Source organism: Candidatus Brocadiia bacterium (assembly GCA_041658285.1).
Classification (GTDB): Bacteria; Planctomycetota; MHYJ01; order JACQXL01; family JACQXL01; genus JBBAAP01.
In genome coordinates this window covers 275257-297654 of sequence record JBBAAP010000002.1, presented here as the reverse complement: position 1 = coordinate 297654, position 22398 = coordinate 275257, and the positions used below count along the sequence as shown (strand labels likewise).

Below are 22398 nucleotides of genomic sequence, written 5' to 3'. Positions count from 1 at the left end.
TCTCTACTTACCCACCCTAGGTGTGTATAGAAGACACCGGATACCGGTTATATATCCACAAACCGTGATGGGGTAAGGCACGGGAGGTGTGTATAGAAGACCCGAGAGGCGGTCTATACAGGCACAAGGGATGAGCAGGTAAGGTCGGAGGGGTGGGCTATCCCCCCTGTGGATAACTCCTCTACCATATATAGCGGTTTTTGCTATAAACGTACTACAGATTGTGGGTTCCTAAAACCCAAGGTGCTCATTTTAGGTTGGTACCTAGTTTAAATCCTGACCTGTCTTCTGGAGATTATCGGTTTAATTTGTCCTGAGTCCTTTGTGTACTTAGGATAAATAGCCTTGTGGAAAGACGGCAAATTAAAATCAGGAAGAAGGTAAGGCAGTTCTGCTAAGATATATTCTATTCCTCTGTTTTGTCAAGGAGAGATGAGGAACGGCTGGTGATAAGAGTGTCCACAGGATAAAATTGTTGTTCCTTACGATATTCCAATGAGGTTGTTTCTCTCTGGAATACAATTTACTTAATAATAAATGAGTTGAAATTATTATTTTGTTCGTTTCGAGTCTATTCTTGCGGAAGTGCTAATGGTTCTTCCCATATTACTTCAACCTTATCCACACGTGCCGAAGGTGGTCCGTGATGACACCATTCAATAGCCTTTTTTATATCATTTTTATTACCGACAAAAATGGCTTCAACTCGTCTGTCTGCCATGTTTTTTACCCAGCCGCTGAGTCCTAATGACTGAGCCATTTCTTTGGCAGATGCTCTGAAAAAGACGCCTTGAACTAAACCGCTAATATATAAATGCGCCTGTGATTTCATACCATTCATCGCTGAGACAATGAGGACTTAGAGAATTAATTAGTTATGATAATCTTACGTTTTTTACGTCTTTGCTGTGCAATTAATCCTTGCTGAATATTTTTAGCCAGGCCTTAGCTTCATCTGGGCTGAGGCCGATAGCTTTTTCAACTGGTTCGTCATCCCGTGATATTTCCCATGATTTTTTAGAGTCCTTAGATCTATTACTGATTCTTGCTATAAAATCATTCGAAGAGCACGTTTTAGTGCCTAATTTTTTAGCTGATTCGGCTAGTTCACGGTCCGAGCTGACAAGTTCTATTGTTTTGGGATATGCTGAAGCGGAAATTATATTCAAAATTAGTTGATCCGCGGATTGTTCTGATTGCGAAAAAACAAGTTCGATTTGTCTGTCCTCTTGGACTTTTTCCGGATAATGCAGGCCTGATTTTCCGTCAAACGCTATTATAATATGCTCTTTACTTTTATGATTATGTTCTTTAATCCGCCGGATTAAGCTTGACCGGGCATTTTCCAGGGAATCAGAGTTTTTATCGAAGATTTTGGTTTCCGTAAAAATAAGATTGTATCCGTCAATGATAAGCATATTGGTTGCCTTAATTGCTGTGTAATGATGAAGTTATTCCAGAGGAATTATCCGGCCGCCGATTACTACTTTTACGGCTTTGCCTTGAACTTTCCATCCGTTAAACGGGCAGTTGTGGCTCTTGGATTTAAATTTTGAGGTATCTATAGTCCATTTTTTATCAGGATCTATAATAGTAATATCAGCATCGGCACCCGGCGTAAGCGTGCCTTTATTAATACCCAAAATCTTAGCCGGGTTTATTGTCAATTTGGCGATAATATCTTTAAGCGAAACGATGTTTTTATGGATTAGATTTGTAAATACTATCGGCAGGAGCGATTCGATTCCGATAATGCCGAATGGGGCCACATTGAACTCTACATCCTTTTTCTCCGGCGAATGCGGCGCATGGTCGGATGCAATTGCGTCGATGGTTCCGTCTTTTAATCCTTTTATTAATGCCGCTATGTCTGTTTTGGTTCTCAACGGCGGGTTCATCTTGAAATTAGTGTCGAAATCCGAAGTCTTGATATATTCATCCGTGAGCACCAGATGGTGAGGCGTTACTTCAGCCGTAACTTTGATGCCGCGTTTTTTGGCTTGGCGCACAATATCCACTGCGTTAGCTGTAGTGATATGGGCAATGTGTAGCTTGCTTTCAGTCATTTCAGCCAGGATAATATCCCGATAAATCATTATCTCCTCGGCAACTCCCGGCATACCCCTCAGTCCCAGAAGGAAAGATATATATCCTTCGTTCATCACGCCATCTCTGGTTAGTGTTTTATCTTCACAATGACTGATAATGGCTTTATTGAACATTTTTGCGTATTCCAGGCCTCGACGCATTACCTCTGCTGATTTGACCGGTTCACCGTCGTCGGAAAAAGCAACTGCGCCGCCACGGGTCAGTTGGCCTATTTCCGACAGCTCCTCGCCTTTGCGTCCTTTAGTTATGGTGCCGATGGGAAATACGTTGGCTAAGCCGGTGCGCTTAGCCTGGAGATATACGAATTCAGCTGAAGCCTCGTTATCAACCGATGGGTCTGTGTTTGGCATAGCTGCGACTGATGTGAATCCTCCGTGTATAGCCGCTTCGGAGCCGGAAGATATGGTTTCTTCATCTTCATTGCCTGGTTCGCGCAGATGAACGTGCATATCGATTAAGCCGGGGGTTACCACCAGTCCTTTGGCATCAATTATTGTGTTAGCTTTGAATAGCTGAGAACCTATGGATTTTATTTTACCGGATTCGATGTGAATATTGGTGATTTTATCTATTTTATTCGCCGGGTCTATGATGCGTCCGTTTTTTATAATAATTTTAGTCATTTTGCTTAGTTACTTTAAGTTTCTTCTGTTATTTCTGTTAAGTTTGAGCCTGATACCAGATAAAGCACTGCCATTCTGATAGCCAATCCGTTAGTGACCTGCTGAAGGATGACCGAATTCTTGCCGTCTGCCACGTCTGAGGTTATTTCTATTCCCCGATTAATTGGGCCAGGATGCATAATTAAAATATCCTTTTTAGCTTTCTTGACTCTTTCAGTGTTTATGCCGAACAGTCTGGCATATTCACGGACAGATGGGAAAAGACCTCTTTGCTGGCGTTCCAACTGTATTCTTAAAATATTGATTACATCGACTTCTTTTATGACCTCGTCTATATCGTATGATACCCGAACGCCTAATTCCTTTATCTCTGGTGGAATCAGGGTGGCCGGCCCTACGGCGATAACCTTAGCGCCTAATTTTATCAGTCCCCAGATATTTGAGCGGGCTACCCGGCTGTGAGTGATGTCTCCCACTACGGCAACTGTTAAGTCCTTAATGCTGCCTTTTTGTTCGAGAATCGTAAATATATCCAATAACCCTTGGGTTGGATGTTCGTGAGCGCCATCACCTGCATTTATCACACTGGCATTGATGGTTCGGGACAGCAGATGCGGAGCGCCCGGTGCTGTATGACGGATGATCACTATATCTATGCCCATAGCCTCGATATTTTTAGCCGTGTCTTTGAGTGATTCACCCTTGACTAAAGCGCTGGTCGATGGCGAAAAATCTGTTATGTCCGCGCTCAACCTTTTAGCTGCCAGAGAGAATGAGGTTTTTGTTCGTGTGCTCGGCTCCACGAACATATTAACCACCACTTTGCCGCGCAGTGCGGGTACTTTTTTAATATTCCTTGTGGAAATTTCCTTGAATGAGCGGGCCGTATCGAATATCAGGTTAATTTCGTCTGCCGAAAGGTCTTCTAACCCCAAAAGGTGTTTCTTTGTCCAGATTACGGTGCTATTTTTTTCTTTCATAAACGATATCGTCTTTACCGTCCAGTTCGGCCACCTTGACTTTTATAATATCTGATAGGGTGGTTTTGATAACCTGTCCGACGTAATCGGCTTGAATGGGTAGTTCTCTATGCCCCCGATCGACCATGACGCCTAGTTTTATTGATTTAGGCCGGCCGAAATCCATTATTTCATCCAGCGCCGCCCTGATGGTCCGGCCGGTAAACAGCACGTCATCCACAAGGATAACATGTTTCCCGGTGATGTCGAATTTTATATCTGTGCCTTTAATGATGGGGGCCGGCCCGACCGTATTGAGATCGTCCCGGTAGAGGGTAATATCCAGGGTGCCCATAGGGATATTATTAGAGTTTTTGCCGAGTATTTTCCGGAGCCTTTGGGCCAACGGCACGCCGCGCCGGTGTATGCCGATAAGCGCGATGTCGGAATTGTTTTTACCCAGGTCAGCTAAAATTTGGCTGGCTAACTTTTTTAACAGCTGCTCTATTTTATTACTGGATTTTTTTGTTGTTAACATCGCGACTACTCAACATGAAAACAGGGGCGTTGTCAAGAAAATCTATCCGGTCTAAGGTGAACAGAGGAGTGGTGGAGTCGACCGGATTCGAACCGGCAACCTCCTGCTTGCAAAGCAGGCGTTCTCCCAACTGAACTACGACCCCATGAGATTACATAGTAAAAATGGGCGTGGACAGACTCGAACTGTCGACCACACGCTTATCAAGCGTGGACTCTAACCAACTGAGCTACACGCCCCGTTATACAGTAGCACTCTGATGGAATAACCGGCTTCGCTACACCGGATTCTAGCGCTAACTTTTATCAAATAGCTACCAGTAATTCAAGAAAATTATGATTATTAATGTGTTATTGATAAAAATAAGATTGGTGACATGAAAAAAAAAAGACATTCCAAGGGTGAGGAGACCGAGAATTAACTAAATGGTAATCACCTTAGAAAGGAGGTGATCCAGCCGCAGATTCCCCTACGGCTACCTTGTTACGACTTAGCCCTCCTCACACATTTTACCTTGGGCCGCGCCATCTCTGAGTAAACAGAGTTAAGCAACGAACTTCAGGTACCCTGTGCTTGGCTGGCTTGACGGGCGGTGTGTACAAGGCTCGGGAACATATTCACCGCGGCGTGGCTGATCCGCGATTACTAGCGATTCCGACTTCACGAGGTCGAGTTTCAGACCTCGATCTGAACTGAGACCGGTTTTAAGGGATTAGCTCCGCCTTACGGCTTGGCAACCCTCTGTACCGGCCATTGTAGCACCTGTGTCGCCCTGGGCATAAAGGCCATGATGACTTGACGTCGTCCCCACCTTCCTCTCCGTTACCGAAGCAGTCTCGTTAGGATTCCCCTTACGGGGTAACTAACGACAAGGGTTTCGCTCGTTACAGGACTTAACCTAACACCTCACGGCACGAGCTGACGACAGCCATGCAACACCTGTGCTGGCTTTCCCTTTCGGGATTCGTTATCCTTTCGGACTCCTACTACCAGCATGTCAAACCCAGGTAAGGTTCTTCGCGTTGCATCGAATTGAACCAGATGCTCCACCGCTTGTGCGAGCCCCCGTCAATTCCTTTGAGTTTTAATCTTGCGACCGTACTCCCCAGGTGGGATACTTACCGCGTTAGCTGCACCACAGGCAACTAAAAGTCACCCATAGTTAGTATCCATCGTTTACGGCTAGGACTACCAGGGTATCTAATCCTGTTTGATCCCCTAGCTTTCGCTCCTCAGCGTCAGTAGCAGACCAGAGAGCCGCCTTCGCCTCTGGTGTTCCTGTAGATATCTACGCATTTCACCGCTCCACCTACAGTTCCACTCTCCTCTTCCGCACTCTAGTCAGGCAATCTTAGGTGCTGTTCCCCGGGTAAGCCGGGGGCTTACACGCCTAATTTACCCAACCGCCTACGAGCTCTTTACACCCAGTAAATCCGAACAACGCTTGCACCCTCCGTATTACCGCAGCTGCTGGCACGGAGTTAGCTGGTGCTTCCTCTGAGGGTTAAGTCACTTCCAGTGATTAGCTGGAAAATTCGTCCCCTCTGACAGTGGTTTACAACCCGAAGGCCTTCGTCCCACACGCGGCGTCGCTGCGTCAGGCTTTCGCCCATTGCGCAATATTCCCTACTGCTGCCTCCCGTAGGAGTCTGGACAGTGTCTCAGTTCCAGTGTGGCCGGACACCCGCTAAGGCCGGCTACCCGTCTTAGGCTTGGTGAGCCATTACCTCGCCAACTACCTGATAGGAAATAGACCCCTCCTCAAGCGCCACCTCTTGCGAAGCAGCTGTTCATTACACCAAGATGCCTCAACGTAATTATATTTGGTATTAGCCCCGCTTTCGCGAGGTTGTCCCAATCTCAGGGGTAGGTTATCTATTCGTTATTCACCCTTACGCCACTTTACTGTTCCAGGTTGCCCCGGAATTTCTCGTGCGACTTGCATGTATTAGGCACGCCGCCAGCGTTCGTTCTGAACCAGGATCAAATTCTCCAATCAAAATTTAATTAAAGTTTTTTTGATCCCTTAGGATTTTTTGTGTTTTGAGTGTTAAAACTCTTCTTCTACCTCACTCCTTGGATGTCTATTTTTCAAAGAACAGAATTCGTTACTATACTTCTTTTAAAAGTATTGTCAAGTTTTTATTATATATTTGCTTGACTTAATCAGCCCGTAGAGTAAATAACAGCATTAAACTATTGTCAAGAAAATGATACAAAATGGATGCAAATCTATCAAGCATAATTCTGGAAAATGGCACTGCCTGGTTTACGGACGAGATTATTTCCCTGTCCGGCAACGATTTAAGGAAATGTTACCAGTGCGGTAAGTGTTCGGCCGGCTGCCCCATGGTTTTTCAGATGGATTACCCGCCCAGCCAGCTCATCCGCCTCTGCCAGCTCGGTCTACGCGATGAAGTCCTTCACTCATCTACCATCTGGGTCTGTCTTAGCTGTATCACCTGCTCGACCAGATGCCCAAAGGATGTCGAAATCGCCGGCCTGATGGATACCTGCCGGGAACTGGCCGTCCGCGAGGGTGTCGCTACCAAGGAGCAAAAACGGATTCAGTCATTCCATAAGTCGTTTCTGGAAACCATAAAATCATACGGCCGACTCTACGAGATGATGCTGGTTACAAATTATAAACTTAGGACTCTCGACCTGATGCAGGACGTTTTTAACGGTCCTAAGATGTTCTTCGACGGCAAGCTCAAGCTACTGCCGCACGGAGTGAAGGATAAAGATGCCGTTAAAAAGATATTCGAAACATTCGCTCACAAGAAATAATATATGAAACTCGGTTATTATCCCGGTTGCGCGTTGGAGGGCAGTTCTTACGAATACGCCAAGGCCGTTGAACGCGTCCTGCGCGAAATCGGAGTGGAACTGGTCCAGATAGAGGACTGGAACTGCTGTGGCGCCTCGGCCGCTCATTCCACTAACCACAAACTGGCTGTGGCTCTGCCTTACCGTAACCTGGCTACCGCCAGGGCCCAGGGCCTGACCGAAATATTCGCTCCCTGCCCGTTCTGCTCCAAAACCCACATCACCACTAACCACGAAATAACCGAAAACCCGGCACTTAAATCCGAGATGCGCTCGGCCACCGGCCTGGATTACGACGGTTCTCTTAAAATAATCAACAGCGTGGCAGTATTTGATATGTTTATGGACAAGCTCGTGTCTAAAATCAACCCTGAGCGCCTGCGCGGCCTCAAGGTCGCCTGTTACTACGGCTGCCTGCTGGTCCGGCCGCCCAAGCTACTCAAGTATGACAACCCCGAACAGCCGGTGATGATGGATCAGGTCGTGGCCAAACTCGGAGCCCAGCCGGTCGACTGGGAATACAAAGTCGAATGCTGCGGCGGCGGCTTCACCATCTGCGACGAGCCGGCCGTGCTCGAGCTCAGCCGCAAGATACTTGAGGACGCCCGCGACAACGGCGCCCGGGCTATCATCGTCGCTTGCCAGATGTGTCAGGTCAATCTTGATATGCGCCAAAAGAATATCGAGAAACGCTACAATACCAGATTCAATATGCCCATTATCTATCTGCCACAGCTTATCGGATTGGCTATGGGCATTAACCCAAAAGAACTCGGCTTGGACGTGCACTTCGTGCCGACCGAACCGATATTGAAATAGAGAAAGGAGATTGTTATGAGGAAGATGTGGAAACTATATGCGGCGTTGGTCCTGGGAGCGATGTTGTTCTCAGCCGGCTGCGGCAAGAGCGATAATCCGCCCGTAACCGACAATAAGGCCGAACCGGCCAAGGCCGTCACTGAGACCGCTACAGCCGCGCCTGCCCCGGCTTCTGCCCCTGCGCTGGCCGGAATGGAACAGCCCACTGGACCGGTGTGTCAGAGCTGCGCCATGCCTATGGCCAGGCCCGAGGATTTTGGCACCAATACCGACAAGACTCCATGCCAGGATTACTGTAACCTCTGTTACCAGAACGGCGCATTCATGGGGCCGGATATGACCTGTGACCAGATGATAGACCTGTGCACCGGCGTTTTGTGCAAGAAGATGAATATGCCCGAACCCCAGGCTCGGGATATGATGAAAAACTGTATCCCCAAGCTCAAACGTTGGCAGAAAACGGTCGAGCCTAAGCCGGCTGAAGCACCGAAATAAATTATGGCCAAGATAGGCGTTTTCGTATGTCATTGCGGTGAGAACATCGCCCGGACGGTCGATGTGGCGGCTGTGCGCGAGGCGGCCAAGTCCATGCACGGCGTGGTCCACGCCGAGGACTACAAGTATATGTGCTCCTCGGTCGGCCAGAACCTCATTAAGAACGCCGTTAAGGATAAAGGCCTGACCGGCGTGGTGGTTGCCTGCTGTTCGCCCAAGATGCACGAGCCGACATTCCGTAACGCCTCGGCTGATGCCGGGCTTAATCCCTATCTTTGCGAAATTGCCAATATCCGCGAGCAATGCTCCTGGGTTCACGAGGACAAATCCGTGGCTACGCCCAAGGCCATAGACCTGACCCGGCTGATGGTTGAAAAGACATCACGGGACGCGCCACTCAAGGAAATTAAGATACCCATCGTCAAGAAGGCATTAGTCATCGGCGGGGGAGTGGCCGGTATCCAGGCCGCTCTGGACATCGCCGAAGGCGGGCAGCAGGTCATCCTGGTTGAGCAGTCGCCCTCCATCGGCGGGCGCATGGCCGGACTGTCCGAGACCTTCCCGACCCTGGACTGCTCCCAGTGCATCCTGACGCCCAAGATGGTCGACTGCGCCCGGCACAAGAACATCAAGCTATATACTTACAGCCAGATAGAGGATGTTAAGGGATACCTGGGCAACTTTGAGGTGACCATCCGCAAGAAGGCCCGCTTCGTCAAGGAGTCGGTCTGCACCGGCTGTGGCGCTTGTTACCAGAAATGCCCACAGAAAAAGGTGCCGGCCGAGTTCGACGAATATATGGGCAACCGCACCGCCATATACGTGCCGTTCCCCCAGGCCGTGCCCAATACCCCGGTCATAGACAAAAATACCTGCCTGAAACTGCTCAAGAATCGCTGTGGGCTGTGCCAGAAGGTCTGCCCGCCTGGCGCTATTGATTATGCCCAGCAGGACGAGCTGGTCACCGAAAAGGTCGGCGCCATCGTGGTGGCCACCGGCTACCAGATGCTTGGCAATGATTTCTACGGCGAATACGGACACGGCAAATACAAGGATGTCATCAACGGACTGCAGTTCGAGCGCCTGGCCAGCGCCTCCGGCCCGACTAAGGGGGAAATCAAGCGTCCCTCGGACGGACAGGTGCCGGAAACCGTGGTCTTCATCCAGTGCGTCGGCTCGCGCGACCCGGCCAAGGGCATCACCTACTGCTCCAAAATCTGCTGTATGTATACGGCCAAGCATACCATGCTCTACAAGCATAAGGTCCATCACGGCCAGGCCTATGTCTTTTATATTGATATCCGGGCCGGCGGTAAGGGTTATGAAGAGTTTGTTCTTCGGGCCATCGAAGAGGACGGCGCTATTTACCTGCGCGGACGGGTCAGCAAAATCCTGCGCAAGGGCAAGAAGCTGGTCGTTAGAGGCATGGATACCTTGAGCGCCAAGCAGGTAGAAATCGAGGCCGATATGGTCGTGCTGGCTTCGGCCATGACCGCGCCCAAAGGCATCGAGACGCTCTACCAAAAACTGGGCGCTTCCTACGACAAATACCACTGGCTGTCCGAAGCCCATCCCAAGCTCCGGCCGGTCGAGACCACCAATGCCGGCATCTTCCTGGCCGGCGCCTGTCAGGCGCCCAAGGATATCCCGGATTCTGTGTCCCAGGCGTCCGGCGCGGCCGCCAAGGTTCTGGCCTTATTGTCCAAGGATACCCTGTCCAAGGAGGGTACCGTCGCTCGCATCAACGAGATGCTTTGCACCGGCTGCCAGATGTGCGTTCAGGCCTGCCCCTACAAGGCCATAGAGGTCAAGGAAATCAGGGACCGGGCCGGCAAGCTCATCCGGGTCGTCTCGAGAGTTAACGATGGCCTTTGCCAGGGCTGCGGGGTCTGCGTCGCCGTCTGCCCGTCCAAATGCCCCGACCTGGCCGGCATTACCGAAGAGCAGGTCTACGCTGAAATAGTCGGCCTGGCCTCAGATATCTCATCGAAGTAAATCACATCTTCATTTAGACTTGACAACCTTATCCGGATTTGGGATAAATACGCCTATGAAACAAACTCCAATCTTGTTTCTTATCGGTGTATTAATATTGATGATGGGGCTCGGCTGCGCCGGCAACACCTCCGCTAAGACAAATCAGGACAAGGCCATTCCGGACTCGAACAGGCGGGCCATGATGGTCAAAGAGATACAGCAGTTACTGCCGGCTGTTAAAGAAGTAGTATCTGACCCGGAAATCGAAGCCAACTTCGTTGGCCATTGGACTGAACAATCAATAATAGATATGGGCGGCGGGCTTTCCGGTGATGACATATATTTCTTCCCGGACAAGACTTATATGTATACCCACTGGGCTGATATTATCGAGGAACATATTTGTGATAAAGGTCGTTGGGCTTATGAACAAGGATTCTTGAGTATTTATTCCGATAATACGATTAAAATTACTAGTTGGTTACCAAGACCAGGCGATACAACCTATCTGCCTATCCAATATCCGATTGATGGTAAGGATAGATTGTTACTAATGGGTACTGATAAAGGTTTTTCTTACGGTGTTGGTGGAAAGAGACTGCACGACGATTCTGATTTATTCCTTATTACCTTTGGTAAAATAGAAGATATCACCGTTGAAGGTACAGAGGGAATCAAGGCGAACCTGATGAAACAGAGCCGGTGGTTAATGGAAGCTGATAAGCAGGAGGAGCCGAAATGATAACCATTCGAAACATTATCATCTCGGCATTTTTTATAGTGGCCCTGTCGATATGGTTATACCCAGAAGGTGGGACGCCGGCCGACCCGGCCGTCATTAACGCTCGTATCAAGGAGCTGGCCAGCACCTCAGGGCAGGCAATTGATTCTGGCGCGCATGGTTTGGGTGCCATCGGCGCGCCGGCGCTGCCTTACATTATAGAAGCCTACAAGAAGCCGCTCAGTCCGTCGCACCGCCATAACCTGGTTTATGCCGCGCTCTTCATCAGGGGCGCCGACGAGCAGTCCAACGCCTTCCTGGTCAGCTACCTGGACGATGAGTCCTCGCGCCTGAGCAGTTACTACAGCGACCTGCGCAGCGCCGCCAACCCGCCTCGGGGCAACGTCGGCCGATTCATCTTTAACGGCGGCAATAACCAACCGCCACCGGTCCGGCCGCCGGTGATGAGCTACGATATGCGCCTGGCCGCCATGGAACGGGTCTCGCGCTGCCGCTATGTGCCGGGAGTGGGCCCGCTGGCCGACTCGCTCCGGGCCGACCCGCCGGCCAATTCGCTATACCTCGAATACGAAAGGCAGGTGCGCCGCAAGGCATCGCGCCTGCTCTGCCGCTATCTGGAATCGGACAAGCCGGCGCTCGATGCCGTCAACGTGCTGGAATCCCTGCTCGAGGACAAGGACAAGGAATGCACCCGCTGGGCCACCTATGGCCTGGGCCTGTGCCGATACAAGAACTCTTTAGTACCGTTGTGCGGTTTGGTTACCAGCACCGACAAGGCGCTGGCTGAATATGCAGCCTCGGCGCTGGGTAATATTGGGGAAAAGGATGCGCTCAACGCCGTCAAGAAATGCCTGCGCAATACCGGCGACGCCTATGTCAAGGCCGCCGCCCAGGCCGCCATAACCGACATCGCCGGTGAGTCCGTGCCTTTCAGCCCGACCGCCACAGCCGACGGACTGCCCCTGGCCCGCTCGTTCATCTACCCGGCCCGCGACTACGCCAAGGACAGTTCGCGCAAGTCGTTCGGAATAATAGCCGAACCCGGCCAGACGCCCGATACCTTTCATAAGTTTGGTAATAAAATACACGTCGGCGACGACTCGGCCTGGTTTCAGGACGGCGCTACTGTCTGTGCTATCGCCGACGGTATCGTCCGCTATGCTGCCGATATCACCGTCGAGACGGCCATCAGCCGTTCCTGCTATGCCTGGGGCGGGTTGGTGGTCATAGAACACCGGGCCGCCGGCAAGGAAAAAGGGCAGTTCCGGGCGCTTTGCTCCGTCTACGGTCATCTGTCCGGCCAACTCAAGGTCAAGCCCGGCCAGCTGGTCCAGAAAGGCCAGAAACTGGGCGAGCTGGGGCTTAGCTATGGGATAGAAAACGGCGACGCCGAGGCGCGCCTGCATTTAGGTCTGTATGATGGCGCCTATCAGGCCGAGACCGGCCAGTATCCGGACTGGCTCGACGCCTATACCGACCAGTCCCAGGGAATAGGTAAATGGCTCGACCCGCTCAAGTTTCTGAGCTCGGCGCTGAGATAAAAAAGGATAAGTATGATAAAAAGAGTGGCTATAATCACGCCGGGCGGTGATGCGCCGGGCATCAACGCCTGTATCAGGGCGGTGGTCCGCAAAGGAATTCATTCTGGATTCGATATGTTCGGGATTTACCGGGGATACCAGGGATTGATTAACGGCGAAATAGTCCGGCTCAACCGGCGTTCGGTCAGCGGCATCATTAACCGCGGCGGGACAATCCTCAAGAGTTCACGGTCACAGGAAATCAAGACCGCGCCCGGACTGCAAAAGGCGGTGGCTTCCCTGAAGGCACACCTGATAGACCGCCTGGTCGTCATCGGCGGGGACGGTTCCTTCGCGGCCGGGCTTAAGATCGCCCGGCAGGGCGTTCCAGTCATCGGCATACCGGCCACCATAGACAACGACGTCTTTGGCAACGATGAGACCATTGGTTTCGACACGGCCGTCAATACGGCCGTCGAGGCCATAGACAAAATAAGGGATACCTCGACCAGCATGGACCGTGTTTTCATAGTCGAGGTCATGGGCCGCGACCACGGTTTTCTGGCGCTGGCCGTAGGCGTGGCCAGCGGCGCGGAAATGATAATCATACCCGAAAAGAAATATAACATAAACCGGATTTGCGCCGAATTAATCAGCCATAAGGCAGGCCGGAAGACGTCGGAGATAATCGTCTTTGCCGAAGGCGCCGGCAATACCGCCCAGGCCGCCCAAAAGATAGAAAAGGCCGTCGGCGTGCCGGTCCGGGTCACCGTGCTCGGCTATATCCAGCGGGGCGGTACGCCCTCGGCACGCTCGCGGATACTGGGCGCTATGTTCGGCGCCTATGCCGTCAGCCTTATTAAACAGGGACTCGAAAACCGGGTGGTGGTACTGAAGGATAATTCCCTCAGCCATATCGCCATACAGAAGGTCATTAGCGGACAGAGGCATATAGATGATAAATTACACGACCTGGCCAGGACGCTGGCCATGTAGGATCGTCTTTGGTGAAAGTTATTAGTTATAAGTTATAAATTATAAGTTTATTATGGCTGGACATATCAACGCCCTGACGATTATCGCCACGGTAGTGGCAACCGCAATACTTCTCTGGCGTTATGGTCATGGCAAGGCAGACATCAAGAAAACTTTATTGGTATTCCTTCTTATTATCGCTATGCCTGTAGCGCTTTTCTTTAGTTTAGTTATATGCGAACATATATTTTTGCAGTTTTTTATTCCTATGTTTTGCGTATGTATTTTGTTGATATATATTAATCCGGGTAAAATACGTAAATTCAGCAGTATTTCATTAATAGTAATTGGAATAGTAGCCGCTTATCAATATCAAGCATTAGCCCAAAGCAGCGGATATACCAATAACCCTTTTCTGGCCAGTATAGAGCAAAGGCGACACCAAATGATGTTTGAAAATGTAAAGCGTCATCTGGCATCAATTGGTGTGGACAATAAGGACAACAAAAACTATCCGCCAGGATGGCTTTCTCAACCGGAATTAAAGGGTTTAGTCTCAGGTAAGTATATAGATTCTAGTATAATTGAAATAAGGATGGGTGAAATTAAGGTAACAAGCGATTGGCATTCTTTGTTTACTAGATTATATAAGAAAGAATATATTTCTACAAACCTAGATATCTGGTATCCGGGCGGGACGCTCAGCCAGGTGGCTGATAAGATAGAGCTTCGGGAGAGAAAATAGTAATTAGTTATTAATTGTAATTATAGTGTGTCCTTTTTTAGGTAATCTATGACCGCTGAAGACAACAACAAGCCAAAAGAAACACCATTCTACCTTGAGATATTTCTCGCAGTAATGGTGATAGCATTTGTTTTATCGTTAGTTTTCGGATTGCTCCATTATCAGCATGATTTCTGGCTGGTCGGCCTGGTTGCTTTTGGCTGGTCTTATTTATTCGCCTGGGCTATTTCCGAATCCGGCGCCTTGCCTATGGAATTCAGCACCATCCTGCTGACCTGGTGGATATTCTGGGACAAAAATCCGGCCAACGCCATCTATCTCTATCTACCATTGGTAATGGCTATGTTTATAGCTGGCTATAAAAAGGATTCTGAAGAACCGCGTATAATAACCGGGTTAAGTTTTTGGTTGCTTCTGTTTGTGTTTTGGATTTATTTTATCGGAGGCACTGCTCCGGACAATTTGGTCCAGCACAGTATGCTCTGGTCCACAGTATTGATGCTCTTGGTGCATACGGTAAGCATCTTCGCGCCCAAGGGCAAGCCCTTGTCGCGGATAGACCTGATACTCTGTTCCTATTCCGGCAACACCGCCCATTACGCCGAACAGTTCAGCGCCGGCGCCCGCCGGGCCGGGGCCGGGGTGGCCGTGCATCGTTACCATTACTACAAGGATTTCAGGCCGGAGCTGGCCGGCGACGCGCTGGCCGTGGCATTCCCGGTCATCGGCTGGAAGCCGCCCTGGCCTTTGCTTAACTACCTGCTTCTGGGCCTGCCCCGGGGCAAAGGCAAGCCGGCATACATAATGTACAGTTCGGCCGGCGGCCCGGAAAACGCCGGGTTCCTGGTCTGGCTGATACTCACCCTTAAGGGCTATAAGGTCGCCGGGCGCAGTTGGGCAACCTATCCCATCAACGTGGCCACCTTCCGGCTGGGGCTGGGGCGGCTCTGGTCGGCGCTGGACCGGCTGGTGCCCCGTCCGCGCGAGGCCCCGGCCCAGGAGCAATACGGGTTTGACTTTGCCAAGGGTAACTCGGCCGGACTTCCGATCATCTTCTGGCCCAGCCCGCTTTTCATCATCGGCATTATTATTGACAACAAGTTGATAGACTCGCTCATATACCGCAACCACGTCTACAAGAAACGCTGCAGCCAGTGCGGCATCTGCGTGGAGTTCTGCCCGGCCCAGCGGTTGACCATGGTTAATGGTTATCCCAAATCATCCGGCGCCTGCGTGCTGTGCACCTGCTGTGTTAATCTCTGCCCCGAGCGGGCTATGAACATCTGGTTCTTTACCGAATACGGCAATCCGTATCATCCGCGTTGGCGGGAATTAGTTGTAAAAAATAGAAAAGATTTATAATTTTACCACGAAAGCGCGAAAGTATGAAAGAATTAAATTTTACTATTTCGTGTTTTCGTGGTAAAATTAATTAAATTATAAGTATGGCCTTTGTGTTTTTAGTGTCTTTGTGGTGAGAAGGGTTTAATAGTATGAATACCAAGCTGATATTCGCCATCGTGATAATCCTGATAGCCGCGTTTATCGGGGTGATGGTCGTGCCCAACCTTAAGTTCGGCGCCACCAGCGCCAACGAGGCCAAGGCCGTCGCCATGCTCCATATGCTGGCTTACCAGAACCAGGCCTGGAAGAACAAGGAGATGGACGGCAACGGCGCCAAGGATTTCTGGACCATGGACGTGTCCTGTCTCTACCGGATAGTCCGGCGCGACGGCAAGGAGCGGGCCAACCTGATAAGCCGGCAGCTGGCCCTGGCCGACGGCGCGCCTTACAGCCGGGACAACCCCATGCCGCTGGTCCTGAACCGCGACGCCAACGACCTGGACGATTGGGGCTCGACCCCGGAACTGGCCCGTGAATTTACGACCACGCCCTACGCCGGATATTTCTTCCGGGCCATGTTGACCGACGAGACCGGCCTGCCATATAACCAGAACCCGGTGGGCAAGAACAAGGTCAAGGCCTGCAATACCGACAAATTCGCCTTTGTGGCATATCCGGCCAAATATCCTGATACCGGAGTCAATACATACATCGTCAACGAAAGGAACCTTGTCTACGGCGCAGACCGGGGGAGCAGTGAGGTAATCCTGCAATGGCCGGCCGAGCCGCCGACGGCCATAAGCAGTATAAAATGGTCTTCGGTGGATTAGAATTTACCACGAAGGCTCGAAATAGTGAAAATAGTAAATTTAGTGCTTTCTTATTTCCGTGGTTTTGTGGTAAGATTAAAAGGAGCTGATTATATGCTTAAAAGAATGTTCTTATCTTTCTTAGTGGTGTTTGTTATTGGATGCGGGCAACAGGCGCCGGTGGGGCAGTCAACCACTCCAAGCCAGCAACCGGCCCAGCGCACAGGTAATCGGATAGACCCGGTCTGGTGCGACGGACAGAAGGTGCTTTTTAGAATTACCAAGACGATAGACGGCCAGCCCCAGATTCAATCACGCGAATACGCCAAAGGCGAGGAAATCGGCCAGGGCGAGTTCACTACGCCCTATGTTATCGAGGACATCAAGGGTATAGGGCGAGACAATGGCATGGGTAAAATTACCTTCCACTACGAGGTCACCTGCGTGGACCGTAGCGGTAAATCCCGGCCCATGGTCATCAACGTTCGGCCCAAGCCGGAGCCGGCCCCGGTGCCGCCGCCGGAGGAGAAGAAATAAAAGGAGTTAAATCTATGGAAGAGAAGACCTCGAAGAAACTGATAGCGGCAAATATCATCGTCCTGGCGATAATAGCGGTCCAGTGCTTAGTTTGGCCCTTGACCATTTTTGCGTCAATCAATGGGTTTAAGAAAATCTTCTCCGCTATGAGTATAGACCTGCCCATAGTCACCCAGCTTATCATCAGCTTACCGGCCTGGGTCTATCTGGCCTGCGGTTTGGGGCTTCTGGTTATAATGCTGGTCAAAGAGTTCTTACTCAAGATAGATGCTCGGATACTCATAAACGTCATTACCGTCATAGCCATCCAGCTGACGGTGGTGTTGATTGCAGTCTTTATGATTTTGCCCGTACTGGCGATACAGACCCAGATATCTGAGATGAAGCAGAGCGCATCCCCGGCTCAGGGCGTATCGCTGATTCAGGAAAGAATTGCCAAAGGGATAGGGCAGGACCTATCTCCGGTTGAAAGTACAGCGCCGGATACCAAGCAGTCCCCGGTCCCGGATATGGGAATGCCGGTAGGACAGTTAGGCCATTCACTGGGCACCATCCTGATTGTAGAAGGGGAAGTAGCCCCGATGCCGGGGAAGGATATTTACCTGATAGTCAACGCGGTCAACGGGCAGAGGTTAAGCAAACCCGTCAGCGTTGAGTTGGATAATGCCCCGAGCCTGGCGATAGGTACGCGCTATGTATTCAAGGGCTACGAAGGGTGTCAGACAGTCGGGCGCCCGGTCGAGGAAGCCAATCCGGAGATACAACCTCAGCAACCCTGGCATTTAAAACGTTATTTCACGGTAATCGGGATGATTGCGCCTCCGCCCATGCCGGAGGAGAAATAGCCCTCAGGTCGTTATTTCAGTATTTTTCAAACAGGGTGGGGTTACGTCAAGAGATATGGGGAGTTAAGTCAAAAGGTATGGGGGGTTAAGTTAAAAGGTATAGGGGAGAAAGTCAAGAGGGGTGGGGTATCTCCCCCTCTCTGTATAAGATATTATAAAATAAGGAGTTATAATCTCAAAATAGGCTATTTTGGGGTATTTTTGCTTGAATTATGCCGGAAATAAGCCGGTCCAAGGTTACCTGGCATTGGCCAGACCGGGGCAGCCGAGCTGGTCCAGTATCCCGGCCAGATGGGCCTTGAATCTTTGTTCGGCCTGCTGAATCGCCTGCAGATGTTTCTGTGCTTGTCCTTCAACCGGGCTCAGGCCTATCCCGATATGGCTGTTGTATTCCTTGTGCAGGTTAATCAGGGCATCGGCCAGCCCGGTCAGATTCCGGTAGAAATCCGGAAATGATTTTTCTAGGTCGTTCAGCCCCTTGGTCAGTTCGTTCATCTCGGATTTAACTACTTGGGCGCGCTTGTCCCATTCTTCGGAAAACTTGCGCCACTCGTCCGGCTGGCCCATCTTGGGGATGTTGGCGGTGTATTGGGTTCGGCATTCCCGGTAAAGGTCGCGGATTGTCTTTAACCGGTTGATGACCTGGTACTCGTTGGGCAGGCATTGATGCAATTGCAGGTCTGCGGCCAGCGGTTTATGCCGGGAGTAAAAACGTTCGTAGAACAGGGTTTTCAACGTTTCAAATGGCATCTTCTGTCCGGTGTGCGGGTCGAGGACGTTACCGGAGTTCTTAAGATGCTCGGTCATCTCTTCATAGATGGTAGCCAGTTCATCGGCCAGGAACTCGGTCCGCGATTCCAGGTCGGGCCATAAGGCAATCAGGTATTCCTGCCGGCGGATGTCCAGCGCCGTTGAGAATGATTTGATTGTTTTGACTATTTCCTTGTATTCGCCGCGCCAGTTGGTCAGGTCGAACTTGGAAGAGTCGTTCATCTTTTGTTCGTAACCGTATATGAAAGCCTTATAGAAGGCATTTAGTTTTACCGTGATGTTGGCCAGCGTCAGGAGCGACGATTCCCGCTCCCGGTCGATGGCCTCGGTTGAGCCGACGGCTATGGATAGTTCTTCGACCCGGGCCGGGAAGTTCCGGTTGGCCGGTTCCTGGCGGTTGGGGATGAACGAGACCTCAATTTGGTAATAGGCCGGTAATAGTTTCTTTCCCGGCGCCAGACTGACCGTGAATCTTTTGCCGGCTACCGCGGTCCGGGTGACCAGCAGGCGTTGTCCGGAATAATCGAGCGCCGTGAACAGCATTGCGCCGTCCGGGTATTCGGCTTTGCCTGAGATATCGATGATGTTTTTCCCGGCGTTGTATGCGGCCTTGAGATTGTTGATTTCCTCAAGCGGGGCAGCGGCCGGACCGGCCGCAATGCACAGCAAAACCAGCTCGGCTGCGATGATAAATCTGGTTTCAATCCGTTCCATAAGACAGAAACTCCGGTTTGCACAATAATATTATGGTTACTTCGTCCAGTATGGGTGATTCGTCGATGAAACCCTGGGTGTTGGGGATAGCCGCGATGAACCGGGCTTTGTAGGTTACGGTATCGTTTTTGGTCAGGTCCAGGTTGAGGTCCTGTCCCTGGCCGGTGACTTTTATGGTGGTGTTGTTGGCCGTGACCTCGAATTTGATATCGCCCGAGCCGTTGGTCGGTTGCATCCACTGCCAGGTGATGCTGCCCAGCCGTCCGGGTTTTTTTAAGGCCTGGAAATCCATCGGTTCGAATCTGCCGGTGAACTCCGTGCCGGCGGTATCTTCGTATCTGTCCGGCGGAAAGAACGGCCCGGTTATCTCCTGGTCGTATATCCTGAAGCTGTCAATAGTGCCGTCGGCGTTGAGCGGATAACCGTTGCAGAGTTTGTCCTCGAACCGGTTGTTGCCCGGGTAGATATACCAGTTATTGAGTATTCCCTGCGGGAAGGCATCGCGGTGGTTGATCAGCGGACTGCCCAGGGCTTCGACTCCGTCCGTGAACAGGCGCAGTGACGAGCTGTTCCAGGATGCGGCGATGTGGTGCCATTGGCCGGCCGACCAGTTTATGTCTGACCGGGTGATGCCGTATTGGGCCCAGGAACTGTGCAGAGACGGTGACATCAGGTAGGGGAAATGGTGCCGGCGTTGGGCGTCCCGCATGCCGTACCAGCCCTGCTGGCAGGTGCCGTAATGGCCGGCCAGGAACGTACGTTTGCTCTGGTTCCGGGCCACCAATATCAGCCGGTCGTCGATGCCGTCGCCCAGAATATTCAAATCTTCGCCGTTGCCCACGGTTAGGAGCGCCCGGGTATCGGCCGGGTTATCGCTGGTGATGTCATTTGAATCCCAGGCCGGCTTGAACCAGAATTCCAGCGAGCCCTTGAGCGGAAAGTTATTGTCCGCCTTGTAGGCCAGGTATTCGTCCTCAGTGCCGGTAGTATCGCCGTAGGTGGACTGGCCTTTTTTGAATCCGGCCCGCCGGGTTTCGTGGCAGAATAGGCCGTCCGTAAAGAGTTCTGATTGGTCATTAGGGTCGATCAGCGAGCGGTTCTCGTCAGCCGTGCCGTAGTTGGCGCCGTCGCCGTCGCGCGAAACGGCCTTAAGTGTGTCCGTGAAATCCGCTCTGAGCAGGCAGTTGGCCAGTCCGGTCGGTCCGCAGGACGCACCGGCTTCGGGAATATCCTGGGGCTTAAGCGAGACGTAGCCGTCGTAGCAGAGCTGGTGCGAGCATTCGGATTCCGGTTTGTCCAGGCATTCTTTCTTTATGTTATTCCAGGACTTGTCGCTTTTCAGGTTGTCCAGTGATTCAGGATATATGGCCAGCCCGGTTTTTACCGTGGCATACTTTTCGAAATCTTTCTGGGTGGTATGGCGCAGGATATTATAGAGCTTAAGCACGGACGTAACTTTGCTCCGGGCGGTTACCCGGCGGGCATTGAACTCGTCCGGCGGGGCCAGCAGCTGGCCGAGCGATTCGACCTCGTAATATCCCATCGACGAGAAACAGAACTCCGTGCTCCAGCCGCAGTCCGCATCAGGCCCGGCGTTGGACGACCAACTGCCCAAATCGCTTTTGTCCGTATCGCCGAAACGCAGGCCGAAGGTTCGATCCGGATTGAATTTAGCCAGCCGCGAGTTGGGGTTGGCGTTGGTCTTGAGCGCCATCCTTTGCTCGGGGCCGAGATAACCCAGGCCGTTTATGAAGGAATCAAAATCTGCGTGAGATGAGAACACCCGTTTATTGCGGCGGTTGACTATTGATTGGGCCAGTTGGACGGCCGTCTCGGCCGATATGGTTGATTTATCGTTTCTGATGTAATTACCCGGCGATGTGGCGGTTTTCTGTGACCGGTCCAGGTAATAACCGGAAACGCCCTCGAGCACGGCGGTCAGCACGCAGGTCGGAGCGGTGTTGATGTTGATTGGCGCCCGGGGTTGAATCAGCGCGGTTCGCCCCCGGTAAGGCGGGGCGTAGGGCTGGTTGGTCGGGGTCGGCTTTGAACTGTATCCGCTGAAGCCCTTGTTGGTGATGGAGTAGTCGTCTGGGCAGCAGGCCAGGATATGATCGGGCGAAAGCGCCAGCCACAGGCCTGATGGCTGGAATTTATTAAATCCGTATAACTGGCCCGGTATTTTCAGGCCGGACCATTTACGGTTTATGTTTTTGTAATCGCCGTCCTGGTTGATGGGCGCCAGTGCGCCGGGCAGGAGCGTCTGCTGGTCTACCCAGGCGAAGCAGGTGATATAGTCCTTGATGAGTTTGTAATCAGATTCCTTGAGCCCGTTTTGTTCCAGGGCGGTTTTGATTTCTTCGCGTCCGGTGAAGTTATGTTTCTGCCTGGTCCGGGTATTACTGATGATATCGCCCAGGTTCGGGGCGGTGAATTGCTTGCCCAGGTTGTTGAGCATCCGGACCGCGTTGGGCGCTAGCGCCCAGTTGTCGGTCGACACGCCCGGGCCGTTGACATAAATCATCCCGGCGCAATCCCTGACGCGCAGTGAATATATGCTCAGGCAGCCGGCGTTGGATGACGGTATCGAGCCGCTCAGGCCGATGGTCTCGGTTCGGATGCCGCGCTTGACTATGATTTCAGATTTTTCGCCGGGCCGGATGCCGTAGCCTTTGAACGACGGGAACCGGGTGTGCTCCAGCGCTTCGGACGGGTGTGTCGAGATTACTTCGTCTTTGTCCGGGTCATAGCGGCCGTTGTTGTTCTTGTCCGTGAATTCGATGCCGTATACGGCTGGGGATATGCCTTTGTCCGGCAGGTCGTATTGGGGCAGGTAAGCGATGGCGGTTTCCATGCCCGAACGGGCCAATATCCGGGCCGCGGTCAACTCAGCGAAGTTTACCGCGCTGACACGCTCCATCCGGGTGAGCATCATAGACATCAAGCCCAGCAGCACCAATCCGGTCAGCGCGGCTAATACGATTACGAAGACAATGCCTTTGTTATTAGGGTGAGGGCGCTGCTTGGCGTTGGAACGGTTTTCCATC

The 22398-nt window shown here is 51.6% G+C and carries 19 protein-coding genes, 2 tRNA genes and 1 rRNA gene; 12 read left to right on the top strand and 10 right to left on the bottom strand.

The window, feature by feature from the left end:
- Positions 1-571: 571 nt before the first annotated feature.
- From WC980_03320 to WC980_03285, 8 genes are all read right to left on the bottom strand, one after another.
- A complete protein-coding gene (locus WC980_03320; protein ID MFA5794082.1) occupies positions 572-841 on the bottom strand; it encodes an acylphosphatase in 270 nt (89 codons plus the stop codon).
- 73 nt (positions 842-914) lie between these two features.
- Complete coding sequence (locus WC980_03315) at positions 915-1418, bottom strand: NYN domain-containing protein (protein MFA5794081.1); 504 nt, start codon at positions 1416-1418, stop codon at positions 915-917.
- A gap of 33 nt (positions 1419-1451) precedes the next feature.
- Positions 1452-2732, bottom strand: a complete 1281-nt coding sequence (locus WC980_03310; protein MFA5794080.1) for a dihydroorotase — start codon at positions 2730-2732, stop codon at positions 1452-1454.
- A 14-nt stretch (positions 2733-2746) separates the two neighbouring features.
- A complete protein-coding gene (locus WC980_03305) occupies positions 2747-3712 on the bottom strand; it encodes an aspartate carbamoyltransferase catalytic subunit (GenBank protein MFA5794079.1) in 966 nt (321 codons plus the stop codon).
- Positions 3696-4229: a bifunctional pyr operon transcriptional regulator/uracil phosphoribosyltransferase PyrR gene (gene pyrR / locus WC980_03300; GenBank protein ID MFA5794078.1), complete on the bottom strand. Its 534-nt coding sequence runs from the start codon at positions 4227-4229 to the stop codon at positions 3696-3698. The genes WC980_03305 and pyrR overlap by 17 nt, the downstream gene beginning before the upstream one ends.
- 69 nt (positions 4230-4298) lie before the next feature.
- Positions 4299-4374: transfer RNA gene (locus tag WC980_03295), tRNA-Ala, on the bottom strand.
- Between the two features lie 20 nt (positions 4375-4394).
- Positions 4395-4468, bottom strand: a tRNA-Ile gene (locus WC980_03290).
- A gap of 202 nt (positions 4469-4670) precedes the next feature.
- Positions 4671-6228: ribosomal RNA gene (locus WC980_03285) — 16S ribosomal RNA — on the bottom strand.
- Between the two features lie 221 nt (positions 6229-6449).
- On the opposite strand from WC980_03285, the gene WC980_03280 reads away from it, so the two are divergent.
- The 12 genes from WC980_03280 to WC980_03225 all read left to right on the top strand — a co-directional run bounded on the left by WC980_03280 (position 6450) and on the right by WC980_03225 (position 17866).
- A complete protein-coding gene (locus WC980_03280; GenBank protein ID MFA5794077.1) occupies positions 6450-7019 on the top strand; it encodes a 4Fe-4S dicluster domain-containing protein in 570 nt (189 codons plus the stop codon).
- 3 nt (positions 7020-7022) lie between these two features.
- Positions 7023-7877: a CoB--CoM heterodisulfide reductase iron-sulfur subunit B family protein gene (locus tag WC980_03275; GenBank protein ID MFA5794076.1), complete on the top strand. Its 855-nt coding sequence runs from the start codon at positions 7023-7025 to the stop codon at positions 7875-7877.
- 15 nt (positions 7878-7892) lie between these two features.
- Complete coding sequence (locus WC980_03270) at positions 7893-8372, top strand: zinc ribbon domain-containing protein (protein MFA5794075.1); 480 nt, start codon at positions 7893-7895, stop codon at positions 8370-8372.
- A 3-nt stretch (positions 8373-8375) separates the two neighbouring features.
- A complete protein-coding gene (locus tag WC980_03265) occupies positions 8376-10367 on the top strand; it encodes a CoB--CoM heterodisulfide reductase iron-sulfur subunit A family protein (GenBank protein MFA5794074.1) in 1992 nt (663 codons plus the stop codon).
- Positions 10368-10422: 55 nt separating this feature from the next.
- Positions 10423-11091 carry a hypothetical protein gene (locus WC980_03260; GenBank protein ID MFA5794073.1) on the top strand — a complete coding sequence of 223 codons (669 nt, stop codon included), beginning with the start codon at positions 10423-10425 and terminating at the stop codon, positions 11089-11091.
- On the top strand, positions 11088-12632 hold the full coding sequence (locus tag WC980_03255; GenBank protein ID MFA5794072.1) for a HEAT repeat domain-containing protein: 1545 nt from the start codon (positions 11088-11090) through the stop codon (positions 12630-12632). The genes WC980_03260 and WC980_03255 overlap by 4 nt, the downstream gene beginning before the upstream one ends.
- A 12-nt stretch (positions 12633-12644) precedes the next feature.
- Positions 12645-13607 carry an ATP-dependent 6-phosphofructokinase gene (locus tag WC980_03250; GenBank protein ID MFA5794071.1) on the top strand — a complete coding sequence of 321 codons (963 nt, stop codon included), beginning with the start codon at positions 12645-12647 and terminating at the stop codon, positions 13605-13607.
- A gap of 52 nt (positions 13608-13659) precedes the next feature.
- Complete coding sequence (locus WC980_03245; GenBank protein MFA5794070.1) at positions 13660-14331, top strand: hypothetical protein; 672 nt, start codon at positions 13660-13662, stop codon at positions 14329-14331.
- A 48-nt stretch (positions 14332-14379) separates the two neighbouring features.
- Positions 14380-15693, top strand: coding sequence for a hypothetical protein (locus WC980_03240; protein MFA5794069.1), 1314 nt, complete (start codon positions 14380-14382; stop codon positions 15691-15693).
- Between the two features lie 131 nt (positions 15694-15824).
- Positions 15825-16505, top strand: a complete 681-nt coding sequence (locus WC980_03235) for a DUF2950 family protein (protein ID MFA5794068.1) — start codon at positions 15825-15827, stop codon at positions 16503-16505.
- A 93-nt stretch (positions 16506-16598) separates the two neighbouring features.
- Positions 16599-17021: a hypothetical protein gene (locus WC980_03230; GenBank protein ID MFA5794067.1), complete on the top strand. Its 423-nt coding sequence runs from the start codon at positions 16599-16601 to the stop codon at positions 17019-17021.
- Between the two features lie 14 nt (positions 17022-17035).
- Positions 17036-17866, top strand: a complete 831-nt coding sequence (locus WC980_03225) for a hypothetical protein (protein ID MFA5794066.1) — start codon at positions 17036-17038, stop codon at positions 17864-17866.
- A 237-nt stretch (positions 17867-18103) separates the two neighbouring features.
- Here the strand turns inward: WC980_03225 and WC980_03220 are convergent, their stop codons facing one another.
- The gene (locus WC980_03220) at positions 18104-19351 is read right to left on the bottom strand and encodes a hypothetical protein (protein ID MFA5794065.1); all 1248 of its coding nucleotides are present in this window, start codon (positions 19349-19351) and stop codon (positions 18104-18106) included.
- Positions 19338-22397: a LamG-like jellyroll fold domain-containing protein gene (locus WC980_03215; protein MFA5794064.1), complete on the bottom strand. Its 3060-nt coding sequence runs from the start codon at positions 22395-22397 to the stop codon at positions 19338-19340. Before WC980_03215 ends, WC980_03220 begins: the two co-directional genes overlap by 14 nt.
- Position 22398 lies beyond the last annotated feature (1 nt).